The following is a 24,381-nucleotide window of genomic DNA, read 5'->3' as shown; positions in this document are numbered from 1 at the left end:
TGACCGTGCCGCGATGGTCGGTACCGGCCGGTGGGGTGGGCACATTAGGCTCATCGGACGTGCCGAACGATGCAAGTGCCGACGCTGGGTCGGAGCGGAGCCCGCGCAGTGGTGCGGGCGCCGACCCGACAGCATTGCTGACCGCTGCCGCGGTCGCGCTGAACAAGCATGCGGATTTGCTCGTAGACCTGGGCCGGGTGTTCGCCGCGGCGGGTCATGAGCTGTATCTGGTGGGCGGCAGTGTGCGCGACGCGCTGCTGGGCCGCCCGCTGAACGACCTGGATTTCACCACCGACGCCCGTCCGGCGCAGTCGCAGAAGCTGCTGCGCGGCTGGGGAGAAGCGTTGTGGGACACCGGGATCGAGTTCGGCACCATCGGAGTCGCCAAGTACGGGCAACGCATCGAGATCACCACCTTCCGGGCCGACACCTATGACCAGGTGTCCCGGAACCCTGAGGTGGTGTTCGGGGATCGGCTCGAGGACGACCTGGCGCGCCGGGACTTCACCGTCAACGCGATGGCGGTCCGCATCAATCCGGACCTGCCCGGCGGCATCGGCGAATTCCACGATCCGCTGGGCGGACTGGCGGGCTTGGCGGGCCGGGTGCTCGACACCCCGTCGGCGCCGCAGGTGTCGTTCGGCGACGACCCGCTGCGCATGTTGCGGGCCGCCCGGTTCGTCTCGCAGCTCGGTTTCGCGGTCGCGCCGCGCGTGCTCGAGGCGCTGATCGAGATGGCGCCGCAGCTGGGCCGGATCACCGCCGAGCGGGTGTCCGCAGAGCTGGACAAGCTGATGTTGGGCGCCGACCCGGTGGCCGGAGTGGACCTCATGGTGCAGACCGGGCTGGGTGACGTGGTGCTGCCCGAGGTCGGTGCCATGCGGATGGCCATCGATGAGCACCACCAGCACAAGGACGTCTACCACCATTCGTTGACGGTGTTGCGGCAGGCCATGGATCTGGAGGAGCCCGAGAGCGGGCCCGATCTGGTGCTGCGGTGGGCAGCGTTGTTGCACGACATCGGCAAGCCGGACACGCGCCGCCACGAGCCGGATGGCGGTGTCAGCTTCCACCACCACGAGGTGGTGGGCGCCAAGATGACGCGCAAACGCATGCGCGCGCTGAAGTACTCCAAGCAGATGGTCGACGATGTCTCGCAGCTGGTGTATCTGCATCTGCGGTTCCACGGCTACGCCGATGACAAGGGCACCGGCATGTGGACCGACTCGGCGGTGCGCCGGTACGTCACCGATGCCGGGCCGCTGCTGAGCCGGCTGCACAAGCTGGTGCGTGCCGACTGCACCACCCGCAACCGGCGTCGCGCGGCGCGGCTGCAGGCCAATTACGACGGTCTCGAGCAGCGCATCACGGAACTGGCCGCGCGGGAGGATCTCGCGCGGGTGCGCCCGGACCTGGACGGCAACGAGATCATGACGTTGCTCGGCATCCCGGCGGGCCCGCAGGTCGGCGAGGCGTGGCGGTTCCTCAAGGAGCTCCGGCTGGACCGCGGGCCACTGACCCACGACGAGGCCGTCGCCGAATTGCAGAAATGGTGGAACGCCAGGGGCTGACCAACCGTCTGTTCAGGTATGGACTATTGCCTGAGTGATGGGGACGGGTCGGCGTCGTGGTGGCCGGGGGAGCCGGCGGTGGACGCCGACGGCGACGGCACGCTCGACGGCGTGCGGCTCGATGTGGACGGCGACGGATTGTTCGACGACGCCCTGGCCGACTTCGACGGCGACGGCCGGGCCGACCACGCCGTCATCGACGTGGACGACCGCGGGGCTCGGCGCACCCTCGCCGACGACGGATCAGGTACCTGGGCGGTGGGCTCGGGGCTGCGGTGGTTCGGCTTGGACGGCACCGAGCAGAGCGGGGGAGCGCTCGTCGATTTCGACGGTGACGGCGTGGCTGACGACCGGCTGATCGATACCGACGGCGACGGGCTCGCTGACCGGGTGCTGGCCGGGCCGGTCGCCTATGCGGACACCGACGGCGACGGGCGGTGGGACGTGCAGCTGACAGACACCGACGGCGATGGCGCCGCTGACGCTGCGGGCGGGGTGCGGTAGGCGGCCTCAGGCGAGGGCGATCACCAGATCGAGGACGCGCTCGGGGTCGTTGAGCTCGTCGCCGAGGATTTCGCGGATGCGGTCCATGCGGTAGCGCACGGTCTGGGTGTGCAGATGAAGATCGCGGGCCACCGCCTCGCGGCGGCCCTGGTGCAGCAGCCAGGCGCGCAGCGTCTCCTCGTACCGGGCCCGGGTGTCGGCGCGCAGGTGGTCGAAGGCGGCAAGGGCGGCTGCCCGCTGCCGTTCCCGGGTCGGTGGATCGGCGTGAATCACCAACGCCCCCAACAACTTCTCGGCGTCGATCGGCCATGAGTCCGACGTACAACACTGCCATGCGCGGGTGGCGAGGGCGGCCGAGTACCTGACGTCGAGCCAGGGTTGCTCCGGGCCGACTGCCGCGTGTACCCCGGCGAGGCGACCGAGCAGAGCCGCCCGTGGCGCGGCAGTGGTGACGGGAGTCAACAACGTGGTGAGGCTTGCTGCCTGCGGCCCGGGCCGGAGGTCGCCGTTGGATCGCAGCGTTCGGTCGTCGAGCAGGGGAGTGACCCGGTGGGAGTCGGCGCGGGGCAGGACGATCGCGAGCATGGCATCGGGCGGCTGCCAGCGGGCGAGCCGGGCGGTTTCGGTGATCTCTTCGATGACAGCGCCGAGCAGGAGCTGTTCGGCGAGCCTCTCGCGCCGGCGTTGACGACGCTGCCCGGCAGTGGCCAGTTCGTCGGCGTGGCCGCTGACGCACGCGTCGGCGAGGTCGTCGAGATAGTCGAAATGCAGTTCGGCGAAGCGCACGATGTCGGCCGTGTTCATGTCGTGCGCCTGGGCGATGGTGCTCCAGTGCCGCCATGCGATGCGCGCTCCCACCCGGAACGCCGCGTTGAGGGCCTCGATGGACCGCCCGATGTGCGCTTCGTAGCGGCCCAGGTCGAATGCGGCCCGCTGCACCGCAGCGAGGTCGACGTGGGGCCGGTCGGCGCCGGCTCCGCAGGCGGTGCCGAGGAAGCCGGACAGCATGGTGCTGATCGCTGATTCCGCGACGCCGGCGAGCTTGCCATGCAGTGCGTCGGCGAAGATCGGCAGCTCGATCGAGACCGCGTCGATGATGTCGGCGGTGGCCGTCGGCAGTTTCCGATAGAGCGCGGCGGCAGTGGCCGGCGGTACCAGCGGTGCCGCCAGATCCTCCTCATTCACTCCGCCAGTATGAATCACAACCGGAATTCACTCTGGATGGCCAAGCATTTACCCATCTGGTGCAGACACACTGACACCCGGGATCAGCCAAGGAGGAAGCTCGATGAGAATCGCGACACGACTGCCAGAAAGTGCTGCGCGACAACGGTGTCCGGTTCAACGATTTCGGCACGTTCCGCCGGGCCAACCGATTCGGCGTCGGTAAGGCCGATTTCATGCCCGACGAGGACTGATCGGCGGCACCATGGAACCCACCCCACAATTTCCAGGAGTAACGATGTTCTGTGTCCAGCCCAGCGATGAGGTGATCGAGGTCCGCGACTGGGTACACAAGTTCGCGGCCGACGTCATCCGCCCGGCCGCAGCCGAATGGGATGAGCGCGAGGAGACCCCGTGGCCCGTCATCCAGGAGGCGGCCAAAGTCGGGCTGTACTCACCGGAGCTGTTTGCCACCCAGGCCGCCGAACCCAGCGGCCTCGGCATGCTCACGGTGTTCGAGGAGCTGTTCTGGGGTGACGCCGGCATCGCGCTGTCCATCATGGGCACCGGTTTGGCAGCAGCGGCGTTGGCGGGCAACGGAACTCCCGAACAGGTGGGTCAATGGCTGCCCCTGATGTTCGGTACGGCCGCCGAGCCGAAGGTCGCGGCGTTCTGTTCGTCCGAGCCCGACGCCGGCTCGGACGTCGGTGCCATCAGGACCCGCGCCCGCTTCGACGAGGCCACGCGGGAATGGGTGCTGAACGGCACGAAGACGTGGGCCACCAACGGCGGCATCGCCAATGTGCACATCGTGGTCGCGTCGGTCTACCCCGAACTCGGCTCGCGTGGGCAGGCGTCGTTCGTCATCCCGCCCGGCACCCCCGGTTTGTCCCAGGGCCAGAAGTTCAAGAAGCACGGCATCCGGGCGTCGCACACCGCGGAGATCGTCCTTGACAACGTCCGCCTGTCCGAGGACCTGATCCTGGGCGGCCGCGAGAAGTTCGAGGCGCGGGTGGCCCGGGTGAGGTCCGGGGCGTCGGCGGGCGGCCAGGCGGCGATGAAGACGTTCGAGCGGACCCGGCCGACGGTCGGCGCCATGGCTGTCGGGGTGGCGCGCGCCGCGTATGAGTACGCCCTCGACTACGCCTGTCAGCGTGAGCAGTTCGGCCGCAAGATCGGGGAGTTCCAGGCCATCGCGTTCAAGCTGGCCGACATGAAGACCCGCGTCGACGCGGCCCGGCTGCTGGTGTGGCGGGCCGGTTGGATGGCGCGCAACAATGTGCCGTTCGAGAACGCCGAAGGGTCGATGGCCAAATTGGTCGCCAGCGAGACCGCGGTGTACGTCACCGACGAGGCGATCCAGATCCTCGGGGGCAATGGCTACACCCGTGACTACCCGGTGGAGCGGATGCACCGTGACGCCAAGATCTTCACGATCTTCGAGGGCACCAGTGAGATTCAGCGCCTGGTCATCTCGCGGGCGGTGACGGGCCTGCCCATCCGGTGAGCGGAGTCAGTCCCGGCCCGCTCCCGGCGGCCCGGCGAACGCCTGGGCGATGGTCAGCCACTTCTGGGCGTCCTCGCCGACGGCCTGCACGTCCAGCTCGCGCAACGGCCGCCGCTGGGTCACCAGCAGGCAGAAGTCCTCGGCCGAGCCGGTGACCCGCTGCACGGCATCGCCCGGACCCCACGTCCAGAGGGAGCCGTCGGGCGCGTGAAGTTCCACGTGAAACACGTCGGTCGGCGGGGTCAGCTCGTGGAGCGTGAACGCGAAATCCCTTGTCCGCACCCCGATGTGCGCAATGGACCGCAGCCGGGCCGTCGGCTCGCGCCGGACCCCGAGGGCGTCGGCGACGTCGGCGCCGTGCGCCCAGGTCTCCATCAGCCGCGCGCTGGCCATGGACGCAGCGCTCATGGGCGGGCCGAACCACGGCAGCTTGCGGCCGTCGGCGACCCCTTCGAGTGCGTCGTGCAAGGTGGCGCGAGTGGCGCGCCACTGCGCCAACATCTCCGCCGGCGGGGTCTGCGCAAGCTCTTCGGCCGCTACGTCGACGAACCCGAGCGGGTTCTTCCACGCTTCGGCGAGAGTCGCGGCAAAGGCGTCCTCGTCGGTCACCGCCAGCACGGACACCTGGTCGGTCCACCACAGATGCGCGATCTGATGGGCGATGGTCCAACCTGCGGCCGGGGTCGCTGCGGCCCACTCGGAGGGCGGCAGATCGGCGACCAGTCGGTCCAGGTCGTCACTCTCGGCACGCAGGTCGGCGATCACTCCGGCAGCAGCATTGGGGGCCATGGCAGCACCCTAGACGGTACCGACGGTTCTGCCGCGCTTGCCCAGCGTCGCGTGCAGGATCAGGCCCACGAGGTAGACGACGGCGCCGGCCGCCATGAGCGCTGACGACTTGCCGTCGGCCGGAATCACCGCCGCCGCGGCCGCGATCGCGATGATGAACGCCAGCCAGAACATCGAGTCCTGCACCGCGAACACGTGGCCACGCAGGGCGTCGTCGACGTCGAGCTGCATGGCTGAGTCCGCGCACAACTTGACCACCTGCCCCGCCGTGCCGAGGACCAGGCTGCAGGCGATCAGCACCGGGATCTGGAGGCCGGCGCCGGCCAGCTGGACCACGGCCGCGATGGCGAGGGCGCCGTTGGCCGTCGCGTAGCGGCCCCAGCGCCGCACCGCGGCCGGCATGACGAGGTTGGCGAGAAACGACCCGAGGCCCGCGGCGGCAACGAACACGACGGTCACCGCGAACCCCGCGACGTGTTCGCCGCCGCCGTGCCGGACGATCACCAGCACCATGAGTGTGTTGATCCCGAACACCATGCGGTGGGCTGCCAGACCGGTCAGGGTGGCCGTCACCGTCGGTACGTTCGCCACCGATCGCAGGCCGTCGACCCAGCCGGTGATCACCGCGTAGGTCACCGAACCGTGCACGGCGCGGGCGCTGTCGTCAGGTCCCAGTAGGTGGCGGTGAAAACGCACCGACAGCCACAGCGCCAGCGCGACGGGCAGCGCCGCCAGCCAGATCACCACCGCCGCGCTCGTGTCGCCGGCGCCCATCAGCCAGCGCGGCAGCAGCATCACGTTGGCGCCGACGAACGCCGAGACGGCGCCGACAGCGGTGGCGACCGAGTTCATCGACACGACCTGTTCGGTCGGCACGACGTGCGGCAACGCGGCCGACAGGCCCGAGGAGACGAAGCGGGTGAAGCCGTTGACGATCAACGCGCCTAACAGGATCGGCTTGTCGGACGCCGCCGTGGCCAGTAACGCGCCGACGCAGATCATCACCACCAGCCGCGCGAGGTTGGCGCCGATGAGCACCTGCCGGCGGTCCCACCGGTCGAGCAGCGCGCCGACGAACGGACCCAACAACGAGTACGGCAGGAACAACGCGGCGAAGGAGCCCGCGATGGCCCACGGGGTCGCCGCCCGGTCCGGGTTGAACAGCAGCGCGCCCACCAGCCCGGCCTGGAAAAGTCCGTCGCCGAACTGGCTGACCGCGCGCAGTTCCAGCAGCCGGCGGAAGTCCGGTAGGGCCTGTACCGCATGCAGGACAACGTGGTGGGGGCGGCGGTCGGTCACTGGAATGGTGGTGTCCTGATTTCATGGTGCCGGGCGTGATTGAAGCGACCTGCTCCACAGTACAAATATCCCGGCGGGCCGTGTGCGTTGGTCACGGCGACGGCCCGCGAGTGCGATGATGGAGGGCGTGGCGCAGTCAGAGGAACCGGAGGATTACCGTGATTTCGCTCCCGCCTCGCATGGGATTCGGGCGGGGACTCTGCTGCTCGCCAATACCGACTTGCTGGAGCCGACGTTCCGGCGCAGCGTCATCTACATCGTCGAGCACAACTCCGGTGGCACGCTCGGCGTCGTCCTGAACCGGCCCAGCGAGACGGCTGTCTACAACGTGTTGCCGCAGTGGGCGAAGCTCGCCAAGAAACCCAAGTCCATGTTCATCGGCGGTCCGGTGAAGCGCGATTCCGCGCTGTGCCTGGCGACCGTGAAGGTCGGCGTCGACGCGGCCTCGGTCCCCGGGCTGCGGCACGTCCAGGGCCGCATCGCGATGGTCGATCTGGATGCCGAGCCGGAGGACATCGAAGACGCCGTCGAGGGCGTCCGGATCTACGCCGGCTACTCCGGGTGGTCCGTGGGCCAGCTCGACGGTGAGATCGAGCGAGACGACTGGATCGTGCTGTCGGCGCTGCCGTCGGACGTCCTGGTGGCACCGCGGGTGGATCTGTGGTCGCGGGTGTTACGGCGTCAGCCGATGCCCATGGCGATGCTGGCGACGCACCCGATCGATGTGAGCAGGAACTAGCTGCAGGACAACGTGCAGCTGGCGCAGCTGCCGGCGCAACCGTCACCGGCGGGCGCGTTCTCCCGGGCCATCATGGCGGCGCCGGCCTTGGCGCCCTGGTAGCAACCGGCGGCGAACGTGCCGACGGCCCCGATCACGCACACCATCAGCACCGTCACGCCCGTGCTGCGCGGCGCGACGAGCGCGGCGACGCCGCCGGCGGCGAGCATCACGGCCGTCGCGAGTTGGATGGGCGCCACCGAGCGCAGCACCCGCGGCACGGTGTCGGTGGAATGGGGGCGGCGCAGCGACCAGGCGCCGACGCCGGCGGTCACCACGGCCGCGCACAGGCACAGCACCGCGGCGATCAGCATGCGTCTCAGGATAGGGGCGGCCGGGCGGCCACTCCAAACCGGCGACCGGTCAGCGGCCCAGGGCGGGAATCGATGCGGTGAGGGGCACGGCCCCGGCGGTGTGCGGCGGGACGGCGGCCGGAGCCGGAACCATTGGTGCGGGTGCGGCCGGCGCCGGCGCGGCGGGAGCGGGCGCGGGTATGGCAGCGGGCGCGGGTATGGCAGCGGGCGCGGGTACGGCGGCCGGCGCTGGTGCGGCGGCGGGCGCGCCTGGGACGCTGACCTTGAACCCGTTGACGATGGCGTCGGTGGCGTTGCCGGAGGCCACGGTCACCTGCGCGCTGGTCGTCACCGCCAGCGTCACCAGGTAGCGGTCCGCGCCCGACGTCGCGATGATGTGCCGCCGCGAGGTGTTCAGCGTCATGTTGTTCTCGCGGTAGGTGCCTTCGATGATCGACGACGGCATGCCGTAGAAATCGGCCATCGAACCGTCGGTGGACCGCCACGCGACCTGCTGCTGGCTGTCGATGAACCCGTGACTGATGGCTTCCCGCGGGTCGAAGTCGCCCACCAGCTTGTAGACCTGCAGCGCGGCGTTCGAGGTGTAGAGGCCGTCGCCGCCGACGCGGTCCGCGATGACGGCGAAGGCGTCCGGCACGTTGGGATCCGGGACAGCGGCCCAACCCGGAGGCACCGGCAAGACGATGTTCAGTGCGGTGAAGCCCGGCGCCGTCTGCCGCTGCATGGCGACGTTGTGGGCGCGGAAGTAGTCGACGATGGTGCCCGAGGCGGCCGGCGCGAGGACCGGGGCCGGAGCGGGGGCGGGGACCGGTTGGGCCACCGCCGGCTGGGGAATCGTGGCCGGCTGCGGGACCCCGGCGGGCTGACCGGCGGGGATGAAGGCGGGCCCGGCCGGTTGCGCCGCAGCCACCGGCGCCGGTGCGGCCTGCACGGTGACGGTCTGGGTCACCGTCGCGGGGGCCGGGATGACGGGCTGGGGCGGGAGCGGTTCGGCGGATGCGACGTTGCCTGCGAAGCCGACGACGCCCGCGAGGCCCGCGGCGATACCTCCTGCCAGAAGTCTCCAGGGGCGGGCGTTCTCGAACATGTCGGGCCGGTCCTTCCGCTTCACTTCTGTCTCACGCGTTGCACTGCAGCCGACTGTATGTAGGTGTGCGCGGTACCCACCAGGTCCGGCGCGCACCTGCAACCGTGCTCTGACCGCACTGCAACGGAACCGAGACCAACAGCCCCCGGCGCTCCACCGGCTGGCGTGATGCAGGTCGCGCCGGGGGTGTTGACTACCCTGTGCACGTGAGCGAATCCCCGAATGCGCAGGCCAACGCGCGTCCCGAGGCGGCCGTGGCCGTAGACGCCGACAGCCCGCAGCACCGTTACACCGCCGAACTGGCCGGCCGCATCGAGGCCGACTGGCAGCAGGTGTGGACAGACCGCGGGACCTTTCACGTGCCCAACCCAGTCGGCTCCCTCGCGCCCACCGACGGCTCGTCGGTGCCGGCCGACAAGATGTTCGTGCAGGACATGTTCCCGTACCCCTCGGGTGACGGTCTGCATGTCGGACACCCACTCGGCTACATCGCCACCGATGTATACGCCCGCTACTTCCGCATGACGGGCCGCAACGTCCTGCACGCCCTGGGTTTCGACGCCTTCGGCCTGCCCGCCGAGCAGTACGCGGTGCAGACGGGCACGCACCCGCGCACCCGGACCGAGGCCAACATCGTCAATTTCCGTCGGCAGCTGGGACGGCTGGGTCTGGGCCATGATGCGCGGCGCAGCTTCGCCACCACCGACACCGACTTCTACAAGTGGACGCAGTGGATCTTCCTCCAGATCTACAACGCCTGGTTCGACGTATCGCGGCAGAAGGCCCGGCCGGTCGCCGAGCTCATCGCCGAATTCGATTCCGGTGCAAGGACTCTCGATGACGGCCGGGACTGGTCGACGCTGTCCGCCGTCGAGCGGGCCGAGGTGGTCGATTCGTATCGCCTGGTGTACCGCTCCGACTCGATGGTGAACTGGTGCCCAGGTCTGGGCACCGTGCTGGCCAACGAGGAGGTCACCTCCGACGGGCGCAGTGAGCGCGGCAACTTCCCGGTGTTCCGGAAGCGCTTGCGGCAGTGGATGATGCGCATCACCGCGTACTCGGACCGCCTGCTCGAGGACCTGGACCTGCTGGACTGGCCCGACAAGGTCAAGGCCATGCAGCGCAACTGGATCGGCCGCTCCGTCGGTGCCGAGGTGCTGTTCTCCGCGGGCTCGGCGGCTGAGGCTGCCGACATCGAGGTCTTCACCACCCGGCCCGACACCCTGTTCGGTGCCACCTACCTGGTGCTGGCTCCCGAACACGACCTGGTCGATTCGCTGGTGGCCGAGGCCTGGCCCGCCGACGTCGACGCTCGGTGGACCTCCGGCGCGGCCACCCCGGCCGAGGCCGTCGCGGCCTATCGCGCCGCCATCGCCGCGAAGTCGGACCTGGAGCGCCAGGAGAACAAGACCAAGACCGGTGTGTTCATCGGCGCCTACGCCACGAATCCCGTTAATGGACAACAGGTTCCAATCTTCATCGCGGACTACGTGCTGGCGGGCTACGGCACCGGCGCCATCATGGCGGTGCCCGGCCACGACCAGCGTGACTGGGAGTTCGCCACGGCGTTCGGCCTGCCCATCGTGGAAGTCATTGCCGGTGGGGATATTTCAGAGTCCGCGCACACCGGCGACGGCGTGCTGGTCAACTCGGATTACCTCGACGGCCTGGCCGTCGCCGACGCCAAGGCTGCCGTCACCGAGAAGCTGGTCGCGGCCGGCCGGGGCCAGGCCCGCGTCGAATTCAAGCTCCGCGACTGGCTTTTCGCGCGTCAGCGGTACTGGGGCGAGCCGTTCCCCATCGTCTACGACGCCGACGGCCGGGCCCACCCGCTGCCGGATTCGGCGCTGCCCGTCGAGTTGCCGGACGTGCCCGACTACTCGCCGGTGCTGTTCGACCCGGACAACGCCGACAGCGAGCCGTCACCGCCGCTGAACAAGGCCACCGATTGGGTGCACGTCGACCTGGATCTGGGTGACGGGCTGCAGCCCTACACCCGCGACACCAACGTCATGCCGCAGTGGGCCGGCAGCTCCTGGTACGAGCTGCGCTACGCCGACCCGCACAACTCGGAAGCGTTCTGCGCCAAGGAGAACGAGGCGTACTGGATGGGTCCGCGGCCCGAGATCCACGGGGCCGGTGACCCGGGTGGCGTCGACCTGTACGTCGGCGGCGTCGAGCATGCGGTGCTGCACCTGCTGTACTCGCGGTTCTGGCACAAGGTGCTGTTCGACCTCGGCCACGTATCGTCTCGGGAGCCGTACCGCCGCCTGGTCAACCAGGGCTACATCCAGGCGTTCGCCTACACCGACTCCCGCGGCGCGTACGTTCCGGCCGCGGAAGTTGTTGAGCGCGAAGGCAAGTTCTTCTGGACCGGTCCGGACGGCGAGATCGAGGTCAACCAGGAGTTCGGCAAGATCGGCAAGAGCCTGAAGAACTCCGTCTCGCCCGACGAGATCTGCGAGGAATACGGCGCCGACACCCTGCGCGTCTACGAGATGTCGATGGGCCCGCTGGAGGCTTCCCGGCCGTGGGCCACCAAGGACGTCGTCGGCGCACACCGGTTCCTGCAACGCGTGTGGCGCGTCGTCGTCGACGAAACCACTGGTGAGCCAAGGGTTTCCGACGACGAGTTGTCCGACGAGACGCTCAAGCAGTTGCACCGCACCATCGCCGGCGTGAACGAGGACTACGCGGCGTTGCGCAACAACACCGCCGCGGCCAAGCTCATCGAGTACACGAACCACCTCACCAAGGAGGGTGTCACCGCCCGCGCCGCGGTCGAGCCGCTGGTGCTGATGGTCGCGCCACTGGCCCCGCACCTGGCCGAGGAACTGTGGCGCCGCCTCGGCAGCGCCGCGTCACTGGCACACGGCCCGTTCCCGGTCGCCGACGAGCGCTACCTGGTCGACGACACCGTCGAGTACCCGGTGCAGGTCAACGGCAAGGTGCGCGGCAAGATCGTCGTCTCCGCCGATGCGGACAAGGCCACGCTGGAAGCCGCGGCCCTCGCCGATGAGAAGGTGCAGGCCTTCCTCGCCGGCGCGACGCCGAAGAAGGTCATCATCGTGCCCGGCCGGCTGGTCAACATCGTCGCTTGACCGGGGATTTGTGCACGATTTTCCGCGCCGACCGCGGAAAATCGTGCACAGATCGCTGGGAATCAGCGGGGGCGGATGATCACTTCGTGCTGGTGGGCGTCCTCGGGCGTGGCCACCACCTGAGCGATCAGTTGGGCGACGGTGGCGGGCTTGAGGAAGCGCTCGGGCTGGTATTCGCCGCCCTCATACGCCACCAGGTTCCACTGCATGTCGGTGTCGATCCGGCCCGGGTACACCGTCGTCACCCGCAGTGCCGGTTCGTCGGCGCGCAGGGCGTCGGCGAAGGCGCGCAGCGCGAACTTACTTGCTGCATACGAGGCCAGGCCGGGTGACGGGTTGCGGCCGGCACCGGAGTTGACGAAGATCACCTGGCCCCGGGCCGCGCGCAACGCCGGCAGCAGGGGCAGCGTAAGTCCCACGGCGCCAAGCACATTCACTTCCATGGTGGCCCGCCACTCCGCGATGGAGGACTCGCCGACCCGGCCCGGGTACGCCACACCGGCGTTGTGAACCAGCACGTCGAGCTCGACGATCGGCTCGACCGCCGCCTCGACGCCTTCGTAATCGGTGAGGTCCATGGGCCAGGTGGTTGCGCCCAGCCGCTCGGCCACGGCGTCGAGTTCGGCCGACGGCCGGCCGGCCAAAAACAGGGTGTGCGTCGGCGCGAGGGCTTCGGCGATGGCCATTCCGAGGCCCCGGGAAGCGCCGGTGATCATTGCGGTCGGCATGGCGTGAGCCTACCGATCAGCGAATCCCGGGGCGGCGACGCACAATAGACAGCGATGCCACCCGACCACAGCTTCGCGCCCACCCAACTCTCCGCCCGCGCCGCCTACCTGTTGCGCGGTAATGACCTGGGTGTCATGACGACGGCAGCGCCGCTGCTGTACCCGCACATGTGGAGCTGGGACGCCGCGTTCGTGTCGATCGGTCTGGCGTCGCTGACCGTCGAGCGCGCCGTCGTCGAACTGGACACGTTGTTGTCGGCGCAGTGGGCCAACGGCATGATCCCGCACATCGTGTTCGCCAACGGGGTCGACGGCTACTTTCCCGGGCCGGCCAGGTGGGAGACCTCCACGCTCGCCGTCAACGCACCGCGCAATCGGGAGACTTCCGGGATCACCCAGCCGCCGGTGCATGCCATTGCGGTGCAACGCATTCTCGACCACGCCCGCACCCGCGGCAGGTCGACGCGCGTCGTCGCCGAGGCGTTTCTGGACCGCCGGTGGGACGACCTGGTGCGCTGGCACCGCTGGTTGGCTGAGGCGCGCGACCCGCAAGAGCACGGCCGGGTGACGCTGTATCACGGCTGGGAGTCCGGCATGGACAACTCGCCGCGGTGGGATAGCGCCTACGCCAACGTGATTCCGGGTGCGGTGCCGGAGTATCAGCGCGAGGACAACGCGATCATCACCGACACCAGCCAGCGGCCATCCGACGTCGAGTACGACCGCTACCTGTGGCTGCTCGAGGAGATGAAGTCCGTCCGGTACGACGACGCGCTGCTGCCGAAGGTGATGAGCTTTCAGGTCGAGGACGTCTTCGTCTCGGCCATCCTGTCGGTGGCGTGTACCGTGCTGGCCGAGATCGGCGAGGACTACAAACGGCCGAATGCCGATGTGCGCGAACTATATTCGTGGGCCGAACGGTTCCGGCAGGGCGTGGTCGCGACGGCCGACGACCGCACCGGAGCGGCCCGCGACTTCGATCTGCGGGCCGGCACATGGATTCAGAGTGAGACGGTGGCGCAGTTCGCGCCGCTGCTCTGCGGTGGCCTGCCGCATGAGCGCGAACGCGCGCTGCTGCGGTTGCTGGAGGGCCCGCGGTTCTGTGCGCATCCCGACCTCAAGTACCCGCTGATCCCCTCGACGTCACCGGTGTCCCGCGACTTCCGCCCGCGCGAGTACTGGCGCGGCCCGGTCTGGCCCGTGATGACGTGGCTGTTCTCGTGGTGCTTCGCGCGCCGCGGCTGGGCCGAGCGCGCCTCGATCCTGCGGCGGGAAGGCTTGCGGCAGGCCAGCGACGGCACGTTCGCCGAATACTACGAACCGTTCACGGGGGAACCGCTCGGCAGCATGCAGCAGTCGTGGACTGCCGCGGCCGTGCTGGACTGGCTGGGCTGACCCAACCTAGTCGTCGTTGCTGGTGGCCAGCTTCTCCAGCGGCGCAAGGGCCTTGGAGATGTTGTCGATGTCCTCGGGCGTCAGCTTCGCCATCATCGCGATCAGCACCTTGCGGCGGGCCTCGAGTGCCTCACGGTGTTGCACGAGTCCCCGCGGCGTCACGTTCACCAGGACGGCGCGCAGGTCGGAAGGGTCACGGGACCGTTTGACCAGACCCAGCTTCTCCAACCGCCGGATCGCCACCGTGGTGGTGGGCGTGCGGACCCGTTCGTGCGCGGCCAACTCCGTCATCCGGATGGGTCCGCGGTCCAGCAGGGTCAGCAGAATGGATAGCTGCGCCAACGTCAGATCGGCGCCGGCTTCGGCGTCCTTCGGGATTTCGACGCGTCGGCGCATCACGTTGAACAGCTTGGAGAGGACCTGCTGCAGGTCTCCTGCAAGGTCCGCGACCTGCGGCTCCGTCGACGACATAGTTCGATAGTCTAACGTGTATGCCGGAAACTGGTCGTAGTTAGACGACCTGCGCCAGAAATTGACGTAAACGTTGAGTTTCGGCGGATTCGAAAATCTGCTCCGGCGTTCCGGTCTCGATCACGCGGCCACCGTCCATGAACACCACCGATTCTGCCGCTGACCGGGCGAAACCCATCTCGTGAGTGACCACCACCATGGTCATGCCGTCCGCCCCGAGTTCGCTGATGAGCGTCAGGATGCCCTTGACCAGTTCCGGATCCAGTGCCGAAGTGGCCTCGTCGAAGAACATCACCTGAGGGTCCATGGCCAGGGCGCGCGCAATCGCGACACGTTGCTGTTGCCCACCGGAGAGGGTCGCGGGGCGGACGTCGGCCTTGTGTTTCAGCCCGACCCGTTCCAGCAGTTTCAGGCCGAGGTCGCGGGCGGCCTCGGCGTCCAGGCGCTTGAGTTTGCGGGGCCCGAGTGTGACGTTCTCCAGCACCGTCCGGTGCGGGAAGAGGTTGAAGTGCTGGAACACCATGCCGATCCGCTGGCGCAGCTGATCGGGGTTGTCCTTGAGGACCGACCGCCCGTCGAGCAGGATGTCGCCGCGGTCGGGTTCGTACAACCGGTTCAGGGTGCGCAGCAGGGTCGACTTACCCGAGCCCGAGGGTCCGATGACGGCCGTCGTCGTGCCGGCCGGGACGTCCAGGTCGACACCGCGCAGCACCGCGGTGGCGCCGAAGGACAGGTGAATATCCTTGGCGGCCAGGGAAACCGGCTGCGGCGCGGTCATATCATCTCCTCGGTCACGACAGCGGTCTCAGGCTCGACGGGCCGGCCCTTGCTCAGTCGCCGGTCGATGTAGTTGACCAGATGGGTCAGCGGAACGGTCAGGGCCAGGTAGAACAAACCGGAAGCGACGAGGGGAGAAAGGTTTCCGGTCTGCGCGTTGAGGTCGCGGCCGACCTGGAACAGCTCGCGCTGGCTGGCGATCAGCCCGAGGAAGTACACCAGCGACGACGCTTTCAGCAGCGAGATGAACTGGTTCATCAGTGCCGGCAGTACCCGTCGCACCCCCTGGGGCACCACGACCAGGCGCATCGACGCCGGGTAGCCGAAGCCCAGCGCGCGCGAGGCCTCGAGCTGGCCGGCGTCCACACTCTGAATACCCGAGCGCAAAATCTCACCGATATAGGCGCCGGCCATCAGCCCCAGCGCGGCAATTCCCAAGGGGTACGGATTGTTTCCGGTCAGCGAGCCCACCACCGGGCCGATGCCCAGCCCGATCACCAGGATGATCACGACTTCGGGCAGGCCCCGGAAGATGTCGGTGTACACCCGGGCCGGCCAGCGTAGCCAGCGGGACCGGGAGATCCCTGCGATGGCCAGCGCCATGCCGATGATCAGGCCGATGATGCTGGCGCTGACGGTCAGGATGAGGGTGTTGGGCAGCCCGGTCTTGAACAGATCCGGAATGGCCTGTCGATACAGCTGCCAGTCTCCGAACGCGTCTTTCAATTGGGACAGTATGGATTTCGGCGCGGGGCCGGACGTCGGCGCCGCCGACGCGTGCGAGGCGGCGATGGCGTTGAAGTCGGGTAGTTGCGGCAGCGGCGCGGCCTTCGATCCGGGCTTCCAACCCGGCGGCAGGGCGCGCGGCACCCAGTTGGCATACAGCTTGGCCCAGGTGCCGTCGGCGATCACCGCGTCGAGTCCGGCGTTGAGCGCGTTGATCAGCGGCGTGTTTTCCTTCGCGACCGCGTAGGCCACGAAATTGTCCAAGCTGAAGGTGTTTTCGACGATCCGGGCCGGGTCACCGGGTTGCACCGTGCCCGATGCCTGCTGCGACGGCGCCACCCAGGCGTCGATCTGCCGGGTCTTGATATTCGCGTACACCGTGGCGTAGTCCGGGAATTTCACCGGTTCCAGGTGCAGGGTGTCGACGACGTAGGCCTCCTGCACGGTGCCCTGCACGACGCCGATGCGCTGTCCCGCCTTCAGCGCACCGAACCCGTTGATCGCCGACCCGGTCGGCACGACGAGCGAAAAGTAGCCGAAGTCATAGCCATTGGTGAATCCGACGGTGCGGCGGCGGGCGTCGGTCGTGGTGATGGACGACGATCCGACGTCGAACCGGCGCGCCGCGACCTGGGCCAGCAGCCCGGCGAAATCGGTGCCGACGAAGTTGACGCGGAGTCCGATCTTCTCGGCGATAGCCCGCAGCAGCTCATTGTCGAACCCGGTGAACTCGCCATTGGAGTTGATACAGATGCTCGGCGGCGCGTCGGACAGCGTGCCGACGGTCAGCACACCGGGCGTGCCCAGGCCCAGGGCCTCGGGCCGTACCGTCGAAAGCGGTTGGGTACCAGGGGTCGTGTACTTGTCGGTGCCGTCGCCCTGGGCGGCGGTGGCCAGGTTGGTGGGCAGCGCGCTGGCGCTCTGCACGCCGGGCGGTGCGCACTGGTCGGTGGTGGCGCGGGCCGGGACGCCCACGCACAGTGAGCCGACCAGGAGTGCCACCAGTATCGCTACCGTTGCACGCAGGAAAGAGGTCACGCAGGTCAACCTAGTCGGTGCCCGGCCCTATGCAGCGGCTTCAGCTCGCCGGGAATTCATCCGGCCGGGCAGCGCCCGCTACCGGCTGTCGCGCCAGCGGCAGAGGGCTTCGGCGTGGCCGAGGTCGTAGTCGGGTCCGTTGACGCCCACCGTCAGCAATGAAACACCGAGCGCAACAAGGGCTTCGGCGTTGGCGAGCAGCCCATCGCCGCTGTCGTCCACGCCGGCCGAGCGGACGATGGTGGACGGATCACGGCCGACGTCGGCGCAGTGCCGGTCCAGGACGGCGGCCTTCTCGGGATACGTCGACGCCGTCGTGAAGCTGTGCCACATCTGCGCGTACTGCGCGACGAGCTTCAGCGTCTTGCGCTCGCCCTGCCCGCCGATCAGGATCGGGATCTCGCGCACCGGGGCCGGGTTCAGCTTGCCCAGCCGCGCGATGATCCGCGGCATGGCCGCCGCCAGGTCGTCGAGTCTGCTTCCGGCCGTGCCGAATTCGTAGCCGTACTCGTCGTAGTCCTTCTCTTTCCAGCCGGACCCGATGCCCAGGATCAGCCGCCCGTCGGAGATGTTGTCGACCGTCCGCGCCATGTCGGCCAGCAGTTCCGGGTTGCGGTACGAGTTGCAGGTGACCAGCGCGCCGATCTCGATGCGCGACGTCTGCTCGGCCCAGGCGCCCAGCATGGTCCAACATTCGTAGTGCGCGCCGTCGGGGTCGCCGTACAACGGGAAGAAGTGGTCCCAGTTGAAGGCGACGTCGACGCCGAGATCCTCGGAGCGACGCACCGCGTCGCGCATCAAGCCGTAGTTGGGGGCGTGCTGGGGCTGCAGTTGAACCCCGATGCGAATGGGATGGGTCATGTCCCCACGCTAACTGCCGAGGACGCCGCGCAGGATCTCGACGAGCGCCGCCGGCTGGTCGCCCTGTACCGAATGCCCGGAATCGGCGACCACATGCGCCCGCTGGAAACCCGGCGCACCGGCGGCGAAGGCGGCGGCATCGTCGTCGTTGACGAAGAACGACTTGGCGCCGCGCACCAGCGTCGTCGGCATGGTGATGGACGGCACGTCGTCCCACAGTCCGACAAAACCGTCGCCGCTGCGGAACGAGTCGTAGCGCCAGGTCCAGGTGCCGTCGTCGAGTTGCTTGGCGTTGTGAAAGACGCCGCGGCGCAATGAGTTCCGGCTGCGATGCGGCGACGCCGCCACGGTGACGTCGAGCATCGCCTGAAAGCTGGGGAAGCTCCGGTCGCCCTTTACCAACGCCACCGCACCCAACTGTGCCTGGGTCATCTGCTCGTGGCGTTCCGGTGCGGACGGGGTCACGTCCACCAGCACCAGCTCGGGCACCAAGGCGGGCTCGGTCGCCGCGATGCGCAGCGCGGTCAGCCCGCCCAACGACATCCCGACGACCAGCCGGGCGCCGGGCGCGTGTCGCCGAATCACCGGGGCCACCGTTGCTGCGTTCAGCTTCGGGCCGTAGTCGCCGTCCTCGCGCCAGGCCGACCGCCCGTGCCCGGGCAGGTCGATCGCCAGCGCCGGCACACCGAGCCCGAGGATCACGGTGTCCCACGTGTGCGCGTTCTGCCCACCACCGTGCAGGAACACCACCTCGGGTGCGGCGATGCCCCACTTCAGCATGCTGATCGGTCCGTCGTCGATCCGCGAGACCGTCGGTAGCGGACGGGCCGCGCCGATCTGCTCGGCATTCTCGGGCAGCAGCGCGAACTCGTCGAGCGTCAGCAGTTCGTCGTCAGAAATCTCGGCGGCCACGTCTGCGGACATTACCCCCGCGGGGTGAAGCGCTCAGCTGCCGACGGGAGCGGTGGTCCGGATCAGGTGATCGAATGCCGACAGGGCAGCGGTCGCGCCGGCTCCGGCCGCGATGACGATCTGCTTGAACGGCACCGTCGTGCAGTCGCCGGCGGCGAACACACCGGGGACCGACGTCTGGCCGCGCTCGTCGATGACGATCTCGCCGCGCTTGGACAGCTCGACGCTGCCTTCCAGCCACTCGGTGTTGGGCAGCAGGCCGATCTGGACGAAGACGCCCTGCAGGTCGAGGCGGTGCGACTCGCCCGTGGTGCGGTCCTGGTAGGTGAGGCCGGTGACCTGGTCGCCGTCGCCGAGGACCTCGGTGGTCAGCGTGCTCAGCAGGATGTCGACGTTCGGCAGGCTGCGGAGCTTGCGCTGCAGCACCTCGTCGGCGCGCAGCACCGAGTCGAACTCGATGAGCGTCACGTGGGAGACGACGCCCGCCAGGTCGATCGCGGCCTCCACGCCGGAGTTACCGCCGCCCACCACCGCGACGCGCTTGCCCTTGAACAGCGGTCCGTCGCAGTGCGGGCAGTAGGTGACGCCCTTGTTGCGGTAGTCGGCCTCACCGGGCACGTCCATCGCGCGCCAGCGGGCGCCGGTCGCGAGGATGACGGTGCGCGCGGTCAGGGAGGCGCCGCTCTCCAGCGAGATCTCGATGAGACCGCCCTCGTCGAGCGCGGGCAGCAGCTTCGCGCCGCGCTGGGTCTTCATGACGTCGACGTCGTACTCGCCGACATGCGCTTCGAGCGCCGCGGCGTACTTCGGTCCCTCGGTGTGGGGGACGGAGATGTAGTTCTCGATGGCCATGGTGTCGAGCACCTGGCCACCGAACCGCTCGGCGACCACGCCGGTGCGAATTCCCTTGCGGGCCGCGTAGATTGCGGCCGCAGCGCCTGCGGGTCCACCGCCGACCACCAGCACATCGAAGGGGTCCTTCTCGGCGATCGCTTCGGCGGTGCGCTGCGCTGCGCCGACGTCGACCTTGCCGATGATCTGCTCGAGGGTCATCCGGCCCGAATCGAACACCTCACCGTTCAGGAAGACCGTGGGGACGGCCAGCACCTTGCGCTGTTCGACCTCGTCCTTGAACAGCGCGCCGTCGATGGCGACGTGGCTGATGCGCGGGTTGAGGATCGCCATCAGGTTCAGCGCCTGCACGACGTCGGGGCAGTTCTGGCACGACAGGGAGAAGTAGGTCTCGAAGTGCAGGTCGGCATCGAGGCCCTGTACCTGCTCGAGCAGTTCGGGGGCTTCCTTCGACGGGTATCCGCCGACCTGCAGCAGGGCCAGGGCCAGCGAGGAGAACTCGTGGCCCAGGGGGATGCCGGCGAACCGGACCTCGACGTCGGTGCCGGTGCGGCGGATGGCGAACGACGGCCGACGGGCGTCGTCGTCGCCGCGCGAGTAGGTGATCTTGTCCGACATCGCCGCGATCTCGGTGAGCAGTTCGGCGAGTTCTGCGGACTTGGGGCCGTCATCGAGGGAGGACACCAGCTCGATCGGCACGGTCAGCCGCTCCAGCAGGGACTTCAATTGGCTGGCGAGTGAGGTGTCGAGCATGCGGATCAACTCCATCGAGGATAGGTCTGGCTGGGCCGGTACGACCCGAAAGATGTTGGTGTGAAGCAGTTTTGATGAGCGGTACGGGCCGGGGGCGAACCTGGCCCGTACCGCCAACAGTGCGTCGGATCTAGATCTTGCCGACGAGTTCCAGCGACGGGGCCAGGGTCTCTTCGCCCTCTTCCCACTTCGCCGGGCAGACCTCGCCCGGGTGGTTGCGCACGTACTGGGCGGCCTTGACCTTGCGGACCAGTTCGGCGGCGTTGCGGCCGATGCCCTCCGCGGTGACCTCGGTGAACTGGATGACGCCGTCGGGGTCGACCAGGAAGGTACCGCGGTCGGCCAGGCCCTGGCCCTCACGCAGCACCTCGAAGTCGGTGCTGATCTGCAGGGTCGGGTCGCCGATCATGGCGTACTGGATCTTGCCGATGGTGTCGGACGAGTCGTGCCACGCCTTGTGGGTGAAGTGGGTGTCGGTGGACACCGAGAACACCTCGACGCCGAGGCGCTGCAGCTCCTCGTAGTGGTCGGCGAGGTCGCCCAGTTCGGTCGGGCAGACGAAGGTGAAGTCGGCCGGGTAGAAGAAGAAGATGGCCCACTTGCCCTTGATGTCGGCGTCCGACACCGGGATGAATGTGCCGTTCTTGTACGCGGTGGCGGAGAACGGCTTGATCTGCTTGTTGATCAGGGCCACGAGAACCTCTCTTCGGGTCTGTCGGATGTCTGTTGCGAGTACCACCCTAGTCGTATTTTCTGGACTCAATCCAGTTTAAACGGCAGTTGTGGCCAGTCTCACAGGGCCGGCCACGATCGTCCCGTCGCCTCAAACGCCAAGTGGGCGGCCAGGTTTCACCTGGCCGCCCACTCTGACGTCGACAATTACCCCTCGATGAAGGCTTCCAGCTGAGTGCGGGCGAGGTCGTCGGCGACCTGCTCCGGCGGGCTCTTCATCAGGTAGGCCGAGGCCGGCAGGATGGGGCCGCCGATACCGCGGTCCTTAGCGATCTTGGCGGCGCGCACGGCGTCGATGATGATGCCGGCCGAGTTGGGCGAATCCCACACCTCGAGCTTGTACTCCAGGTTCAGCGGCACGTCACCGAACGCGCGGCCCTCGAGGCGGACGTACGCCCACTTGCGGTCGTCGAGCCACGCGACATAGTCCGACGGGCCGATGTGCACGTTCTTGTCGTAGACCTTGTCGGCCAGCGAGCCGGTCAGGTTGGAGGTGACGGCCTGGGTCTTGGAGACCTTCTTGGACTCCAGGCGCTCGCGCTCGAGCATGTTCTTGAAGTCCATGTTGCCGCCGACGTTCAGCTGGTACGTGCGATCCAGGGCGACGCCGCGGTCCTCGAAAAGCTTGGCCATCACGCGGTGGGTGATGGTGGCGCCGACCTGGCTCTTGATGTCGTCGCCGACGATCGCCACACCGGCGTCGGTGAACTTCTTGGCCCACACCGGATCGGAGGCGATGAACACCGGCAGCGCGTTGACGAACGCGACCTTGGCGTCGATGGCGCACTGGGCGTAGAACTTGTCGGCCTCTTCGGAACCGACGGGCAGGTAGGAGACCAGGACGTCGACCTCGGCGTCCTTGAGTGCCTTGACCACGTCGACCGGGTCGGTGTCGGACACCTCGATGGTCTCGGAGTAGTACTTGCCGATGCCGTCGAGGGTCGGCCCGCGCTGCACCGTCACATTGGTGGGCGGCACGTCGGCGATCTTGATGGTGTTGTTCTCGGACGCGAAGATCGCCTCGGACAGGTCGAAGCCGACCTTCTTGGCGTCCACGTCGAACGCGGCCACGAACTTCACGTCACGCACGTGGTACTGGCCGAACTTGACGTGCATCAGGCCCGGGACGGTCGAGTTCTCGTCGGCGTCCTGGTAGTACTGCACGCCCTGCACGAGCGATGCCGCGCAGTTGCCTACGCCGACGATTGCGACGCGAACCTCGTTCGACTCAGACATGTGACGGTCTCCTTTTCCTACTCTTTCAATGCGTTCGCCGGGGGCGTGTGCGTTCAGGTTTGGTCGGCGTGGCCTTGTGACGGCGGTGCCGTCGGTCCGGCAGTTGCCACGCGCTCGGCTGCAATCAGTTCGTTGAGCCATTTCACTTCGCGCTCACTGGATTCGAGCCCGAGCTGATGCAACTGCCGGGTGTACCGGTCGAGCGAACTGCTGGCCCGTGCGATCGCCTCGCGCAGACCTTCGCGACGTTCCTCGACCTGACGCCGCCGCCCCTCCAGGATTCGCATCCTGGCTTCGGCGGGCGTCCGGTTGAAGAACGCCAAGTGCACACCGAATCCGTCATCGGTGTAGTTCTGGGGGCCGGTGTCGGCGACGAGTTCGGTGAACCGTTGCTTGCCGGCGTCGGTGAGTTGGTACACGCGGCGGGCGCGGCGCACCTTCGTCGCACCGAGCGGCGCGGCGTCTTCGACGATCAAGCCGTCGGCCTGCATCCGGCGCAGCGCCGGGTAGAGCGAGCCGTATGAGAAGGCGCGGAACGCGCCGAGCAGTCCCGTCAAGCGTTTGCGCAGCTCATAGCCGTGCATGGGGGACTCCAGCAGAAGCCCCAAGATCGCCAGCTCCAGCACGGTGTCACCTCCAGACCTGAATTGACGGCATCACATATTAAGCGCTAGGACGCTTCAACACCTCGGCTCATAGTATCGCGCCGATATATACGTGGCCAATCGAATCGGCACGGCAAGATGAACGGCACCCGATGTGGCCGTCAACGTCGGCCGAATACCGGACGAATCAACCGGGGTAGTTGATGCGCTTTTGGTTGCCGTCCGGGTCCAGTTCGATGTAGCCGCTGTTGTTGAACTTCCCGGACACGTAGATCGAGATCTCGACGGTGTCCGGCGGCGCGGTGATGTCCTTGCTGCCCTTGATGTCGAGGTAGACGTTGTTGATCTCGTTGCGCTTGATCCCGAGGGTCTCCGGGGCGCCGTGCATGATGGCAGCGATCTTCTCGACGTCGAATTTGCCGAGGTCGACGACGCGCTCGTCACTGCTGACCGATGTCGTATCAGGGTCGTCCCAGCCGCCGCGGTAGTAGTACCGCAGGACCCGTCGCGGTTCGCCTGGGTCAGGACGCTCGAGCATCGCGTAGTCGGAGTAGATGTTCAGCTCGTAGCCGGTGGTGTCGCCGAACTTCTTCTTCATCTGGGTGAGCAGCCCGGTCAGTCCGCCGAGAGACTGCAACTGCCTGGGCGGCGTCAGGACCAGCGGGGCCACCCCGTCGGGCTTGGCGCCGGGGTCCTCGGCGGCGGTCATCGGCGACTGGCCCGGCGCGGCGTAGATGCCCCAGCCGATCGCGATGCCGACCACCAGCATCACCGCGGCTCCGGCGGCGAGCAGTCCCCAACCGGTCGTGCGCACCGGTCGTCCTGCGCCGGTCTTGAGGTTGGGCAGTTTGACCGGCCCGTCCCCGGTCTGCAGATCGGTCACCAGCGCGCGCAGGTCACCGAGCGTGACCGCGGTGGTGGCGGCCGCGACCCGCTGCCGGTGTTCCTCGGCGGACAGCTGACCGTCGGCCAATGCCGCGTCCAGGATTTGGCAGGTGTCGTTGCGGTCGCTGTCTTTCGCCCGGGTCGCTGCGGTGGCCACGGGGAAAGAGTAAAGGTCAGGCGGCACGCTCACGTGAGCCCGGCCACGCGCGGTGTACCACCAGACCTACCAAGCCGGCTACAACCCGGCTACATGCGCGCCATCGCGTATCGGCGTCCAGCTGCCCGACGTACTCTGG

At 68.1% G+C, this 24,381-nt stretch carries 22 protein-coding genes; 6 read left to right on the top strand and 16 right to left on the bottom strand.

From position 1 onward, the window contains the following. The first annotated feature begins 134 nt into the window (after positions 1-134). Both G6N59_RS16695 and G6N59_RS16690 read left to right on the top strand, forming a co-directional pair. The gene (locus G6N59_RS16695; protein ID WP_138232370.1) at positions 135-1,571 is read left to right on the top strand and encodes a CCA tRNA nucleotidyltransferase; all 1,437 of its coding nucleotides are present in this window, start codon (positions 135-137) and stop codon (positions 1,569-1,571) included. 18 nt (positions 1,572-1,589) lie between these two features. After that, positions 1,590-2,075, top strand: a complete 486-nt coding sequence (locus G6N59_RS16690; RefSeq protein WP_138232303.1) for a pullulanase — start codon at positions 1,590-1,592, stop codon at positions 2,073-2,075. 6 nt (positions 2,076-2,081) lie between these two features. On the opposite strand, the gene G6N59_RS16685 is transcribed toward G6N59_RS16690, so the two are convergent. Continuing rightward, the gene (locus tag G6N59_RS16685; protein ID WP_138232302.1) at positions 2,082-3,260 is read right to left on the bottom strand and encodes a helix-turn-helix domain-containing protein; all 1,179 of its coding nucleotides are present in this window, start codon (positions 3,258-3,260) and stop codon (positions 2,082-2,084) included. 277 nt (positions 3,261-3,537) lie between these two features. Between G6N59_RS16685 and G6N59_RS16675 the strand changes: the two genes are divergently transcribed. Further along, entirely contained in the window at positions 3,538-4,746 is a 1,209-nt protein-coding gene (locus tag G6N59_RS16675) for an acyl-CoA dehydrogenase family protein (protein WP_138232301.1), read from the top strand. Between the two features lie 6 nt (positions 4,747-4,752). On the opposite strand, the gene G6N59_RS16670 is transcribed toward G6N59_RS16675, so the two are convergent. Further along, positions 4,753-5,535 carry a TIGR03084 family metal-binding protein gene (locus G6N59_RS16670; RefSeq protein WP_138232300.1) on the bottom strand — a complete coding sequence of 261 codons (783 nt, stop codon included), beginning with the start codon at positions 5,533-5,535 and terminating at the stop codon, positions 4,753-4,755. 9 nt (positions 5,536-5,544) lie between these two features. Beyond that, entirely contained in the window at positions 5,545-6,834 is a 1,290-nt protein-coding gene (locus G6N59_RS16665; protein WP_138232299.1) for an MFS transporter, read from the bottom strand. Positions 6,835-6,952: 118 nt separating this feature from the next. Here G6N59_RS16665 and G6N59_RS16660 point away from each other — a divergent pair, with 118 nt between their 5' ends. Beyond that, a complete protein-coding gene (locus G6N59_RS16660) occupies positions 6,953-7,573 on the top strand; it encodes a YqgE/AlgH family protein (RefSeq protein WP_425272329.1) in 621 nt (206 codons plus the stop codon). On the opposite strand, the gene G6N59_RS16655 is transcribed toward G6N59_RS16660, so the two are convergent. Then, positions 7,570-7,926 (bottom strand): hypothetical protein, encoded by a 357-nt coding sequence (locus G6N59_RS16655; protein ID WP_138232297.1) that lies wholly within the window; start codon positions 7,924-7,926, stop codon positions 7,570-7,572. The two genes, G6N59_RS16660 and G6N59_RS16655, sit on opposite strands and share 4 nt — an antisense overlap. A 49-nt stretch (positions 7,927-7,975) precedes the next feature. Next, on the bottom strand, positions 7,976-9,013 hold the full coding sequence (locus tag G6N59_RS16650; protein WP_138232369.1) for an LpqN/LpqT family lipoprotein: 1,038 nt from the start codon (positions 9,011-9,013) through the stop codon (positions 7,976-7,978). Positions 9,014-9,267: 254 nt separating this feature from the next. Here G6N59_RS16650 and leuS point away from each other — a divergent pair, with 254 nt between their 5' ends. Then, positions 9,268-12,114, top strand: coding sequence for a leucine--tRNA ligase (gene leuS, locus G6N59_RS16645; protein WP_138232368.1), 2,847 nt, complete (start codon positions 9,268-9,270; stop codon positions 12,112-12,114). Positions 12,115-12,176: 62 nt separating this feature from the next. Here the strand turns inward: leuS and G6N59_RS16640 are convergent, their stop codons facing one another. Next, positions 12,177-12,842: an SDR family oxidoreductase gene (locus tag G6N59_RS16640; RefSeq protein ID WP_138232296.1), complete on the bottom strand. Its 666-nt coding sequence runs from the start codon at positions 12,840-12,842 to the stop codon at positions 12,177-12,179. 54 nt (positions 12,843-12,896) lie between these two features. Here G6N59_RS16640 and ggh point away from each other — a divergent pair, with 54 nt between their 5' ends. After that, the gene (gene ggh / locus G6N59_RS16635; RefSeq protein ID WP_138232295.1) at positions 12,897-14,237 is read left to right on the top strand and encodes a glucosylglycerate hydrolase; all 1,341 of its coding nucleotides are present in this window, start codon (positions 12,897-12,899) and stop codon (positions 14,235-14,237) included. A gap of 6 nt (positions 14,238-14,243) precedes the next feature. On the opposite strand, the gene G6N59_RS16630 is transcribed toward ggh, so the two are convergent. The 10 genes from G6N59_RS16630 to G6N59_RS16585 all read right to left on the bottom strand — a co-directional run bounded on the left by G6N59_RS16630 (position 14,244) and on the right by G6N59_RS16585 (position 24,242). Beyond that, the gene (locus G6N59_RS16630) at positions 14,244-14,708 is read right to left on the bottom strand and encodes a MarR family winged helix-turn-helix transcriptional regulator (RefSeq protein ID WP_043391536.1); all 465 of its coding nucleotides are present in this window, start codon (positions 14,706-14,708) and stop codon (positions 14,244-14,246) included. Positions 14,709-14,748: 40 nt separating this feature from the next. Continuing rightward, the gene (locus tag G6N59_RS16625) at positions 14,749-15,486 is read right to left on the bottom strand and encodes an amino acid ABC transporter ATP-binding protein (protein WP_138232294.1); all 738 of its coding nucleotides are present in this window, start codon (positions 15,484-15,486) and stop codon (positions 14,749-14,751) included. After that, complete coding sequence (locus tag G6N59_RS16620; protein ID WP_179970209.1) at positions 15,483-17,249, bottom strand: ABC transporter substrate-binding protein/permease; 1,767 nt, start codon at positions 17,247-17,249, stop codon at positions 15,483-15,485. Before G6N59_RS16620 ends, G6N59_RS16625 begins: the two co-directional genes overlap by 4 nt. Positions 17,250-17,327: 78 nt before the next feature. Beyond that, positions 17,328-18,110 carry an LLM class F420-dependent oxidoreductase gene (locus G6N59_RS16615; protein WP_138232293.1) on the bottom strand — a complete coding sequence of 261 codons (783 nt, stop codon included), beginning with the start codon at positions 18,108-18,110 and terminating at the stop codon, positions 17,328-17,330. A gap of 9 nt (positions 18,111-18,119) precedes the next feature. After that, a complete protein-coding gene (locus G6N59_RS16610; protein ID WP_138232292.1) occupies positions 18,120-19,034 on the bottom strand; it encodes an Rv0045c family esterase in 915 nt (304 codons plus the stop codon). Positions 19,035-19,055: 21 nt separating this feature from the next. Then, entirely contained in the window at positions 19,056-20,627 is a 1,572-nt protein-coding gene (gene ahpF, locus G6N59_RS16605; protein WP_138232291.1) for an alkyl hydroperoxide reductase subunit F, read from the bottom strand. A gap of 130 nt (positions 20,628-20,757) precedes the next feature. Then, complete coding sequence (gene ahpC, locus G6N59_RS16600) at positions 20,758-21,321, bottom strand: alkyl hydroperoxide reductase subunit C (RefSeq protein WP_138232290.1); 564 nt, start codon at positions 21,319-21,321, stop codon at positions 20,758-20,760. Between the two features lie 185 nt (positions 21,322-21,506). Then, positions 21,507-22,595, bottom strand: a complete 1,089-nt coding sequence (locus G6N59_RS16595; RefSeq protein WP_138232289.1) for an inositol-3-phosphate synthase — start codon at positions 22,593-22,595, stop codon at positions 21,507-21,509. Positions 22,596-22,648: 53 nt separating this feature from the next. Beyond that, positions 22,649-23,221 carry a PadR family transcriptional regulator gene (locus tag G6N59_RS16590; RefSeq protein WP_138232288.1) on the bottom strand — a complete coding sequence of 191 codons (573 nt, stop codon included), beginning with the start codon at positions 23,219-23,221 and terminating at the stop codon, positions 22,649-22,651. A gap of 166 nt (positions 23,222-23,387) precedes the next feature. Beyond that, positions 23,388-24,242 carry a DUF1707 SHOCT-like domain-containing protein gene (locus G6N59_RS16585; protein WP_138232287.1) on the bottom strand — a complete coding sequence of 285 codons (855 nt, stop codon included), beginning with the start codon at positions 24,240-24,242 and terminating at the stop codon, positions 23,388-23,390. Between the last annotated feature and the right edge of the window lie 139 nt (positions 24,243-24,381).

The sequence above is a fragment of the Mycolicibacterium aubagnense genome (assembly GCF_010730955.1).
Lineage (GTDB): Bacteria > Actinomycetota > Actinomycetes > Mycobacteriales > Mycobacteriaceae > Mycobacterium > Mycobacterium aubagnense.
The sequence above is the reverse complement of the archived record's forward strand: the minus strand, read 5'-3'. Positions and strand labels throughout refer to the sequence as shown.

What these genes read in the sequence shown, in the direction of transcription:
- G6N59_RS16670 (WP_138232300.1), bottom strand. Translation starts at nt 5,535, where the DNA reads ATGGCCCCCAATGCTGCTGCCGGAGTGATCGCCGACCTGCGTGCCGAG.
- G6N59_RS16595 (WP_138232289.1), bottom strand. Translation starts at nt 22,595, where the DNA reads ATGTCTGAGTCGAACGAGGTTCGCGTCGCAATCGTCGGCGTAGGCAAC.
- G6N59_RS16640 (WP_138232296.1), bottom strand. Translation starts at nt 12,842, where the DNA reads ATGCCGACCGCAATGATCACCGGCGCTTCCCGGGGCCTCGGAATGGCC.
- ahpF (WP_138232291.1), bottom strand. Translation starts at nt 20,627, where the DNA reads ATGCTCGACACCTCACTCGCCAGCCAATTGAAGTCCCTGCTGGAGCGG.
- G6N59_RS16660 (WP_425272329.1), top strand. Translation starts at nt 6,953, where the DNA reads ATGGAGGGCGTGGCGCAGTCAGAGGAACCGGAGGATTACCGTGATTTC.
- G6N59_RS16690 (WP_138232303.1), top strand. Translation starts at nt 1,590, where the DNA reads ATGGACTATTGCCTGAGTGATGGGGACGGGTCGGCGTCGTGGTGGCCG.
- G6N59_RS16625 (WP_138232294.1), bottom strand. Translation starts at nt 15,486, where the DNA reads ATGACCGCGCCGCAGCCGGTTTCCCTGGCCGCCAAGGATATTCACCTG.
- G6N59_RS16610 (WP_138232292.1), bottom strand. Translation starts at nt 19,034, where the DNA reads ATGTCCGCAGACGTGGCCGCCGAGATTTCTGACGACGAACTGCTGACG.
- G6N59_RS16615 (WP_138232293.1), bottom strand. Translation starts at nt 18,110, where the DNA reads ATGACCCATCCCATTCGCATCGGGGTTCAACTGCAGCCCCAGCACGCC.
- G6N59_RS16650 (WP_138232369.1), bottom strand. Translation starts at nt 9,013, where the DNA reads ATGTTCGAGAACGCCCGCCCCTGGAGACTTCTGGCAGGAGGTATCGCC.
- G6N59_RS16630 (WP_043391536.1), bottom strand. Translation starts at nt 14,708, where the DNA reads ATGTCGTCGACGGAGCCGCAGGTCGCGGACCTTGCAGGAGACCTGCAG.
- ggh (WP_138232295.1), top strand. Translation starts at nt 12,897, where the DNA reads ATGCCACCCGACCACAGCTTCGCGCCCACCCAACTCTCCGCCCGCGCC.
- G6N59_RS16655 (WP_138232297.1), bottom strand. Translation starts at nt 7,926, where the DNA reads ATGCTGATCGCCGCGGTGCTGTGCCTGTGCGCGGCCGTGGTGACCGCC.
- G6N59_RS16675 (WP_138232301.1), top strand. Translation starts at nt 3,538, where the DNA reads ATGTTCTGTGTCCAGCCCAGCGATGAGGTGATCGAGGTCCGCGACTGG.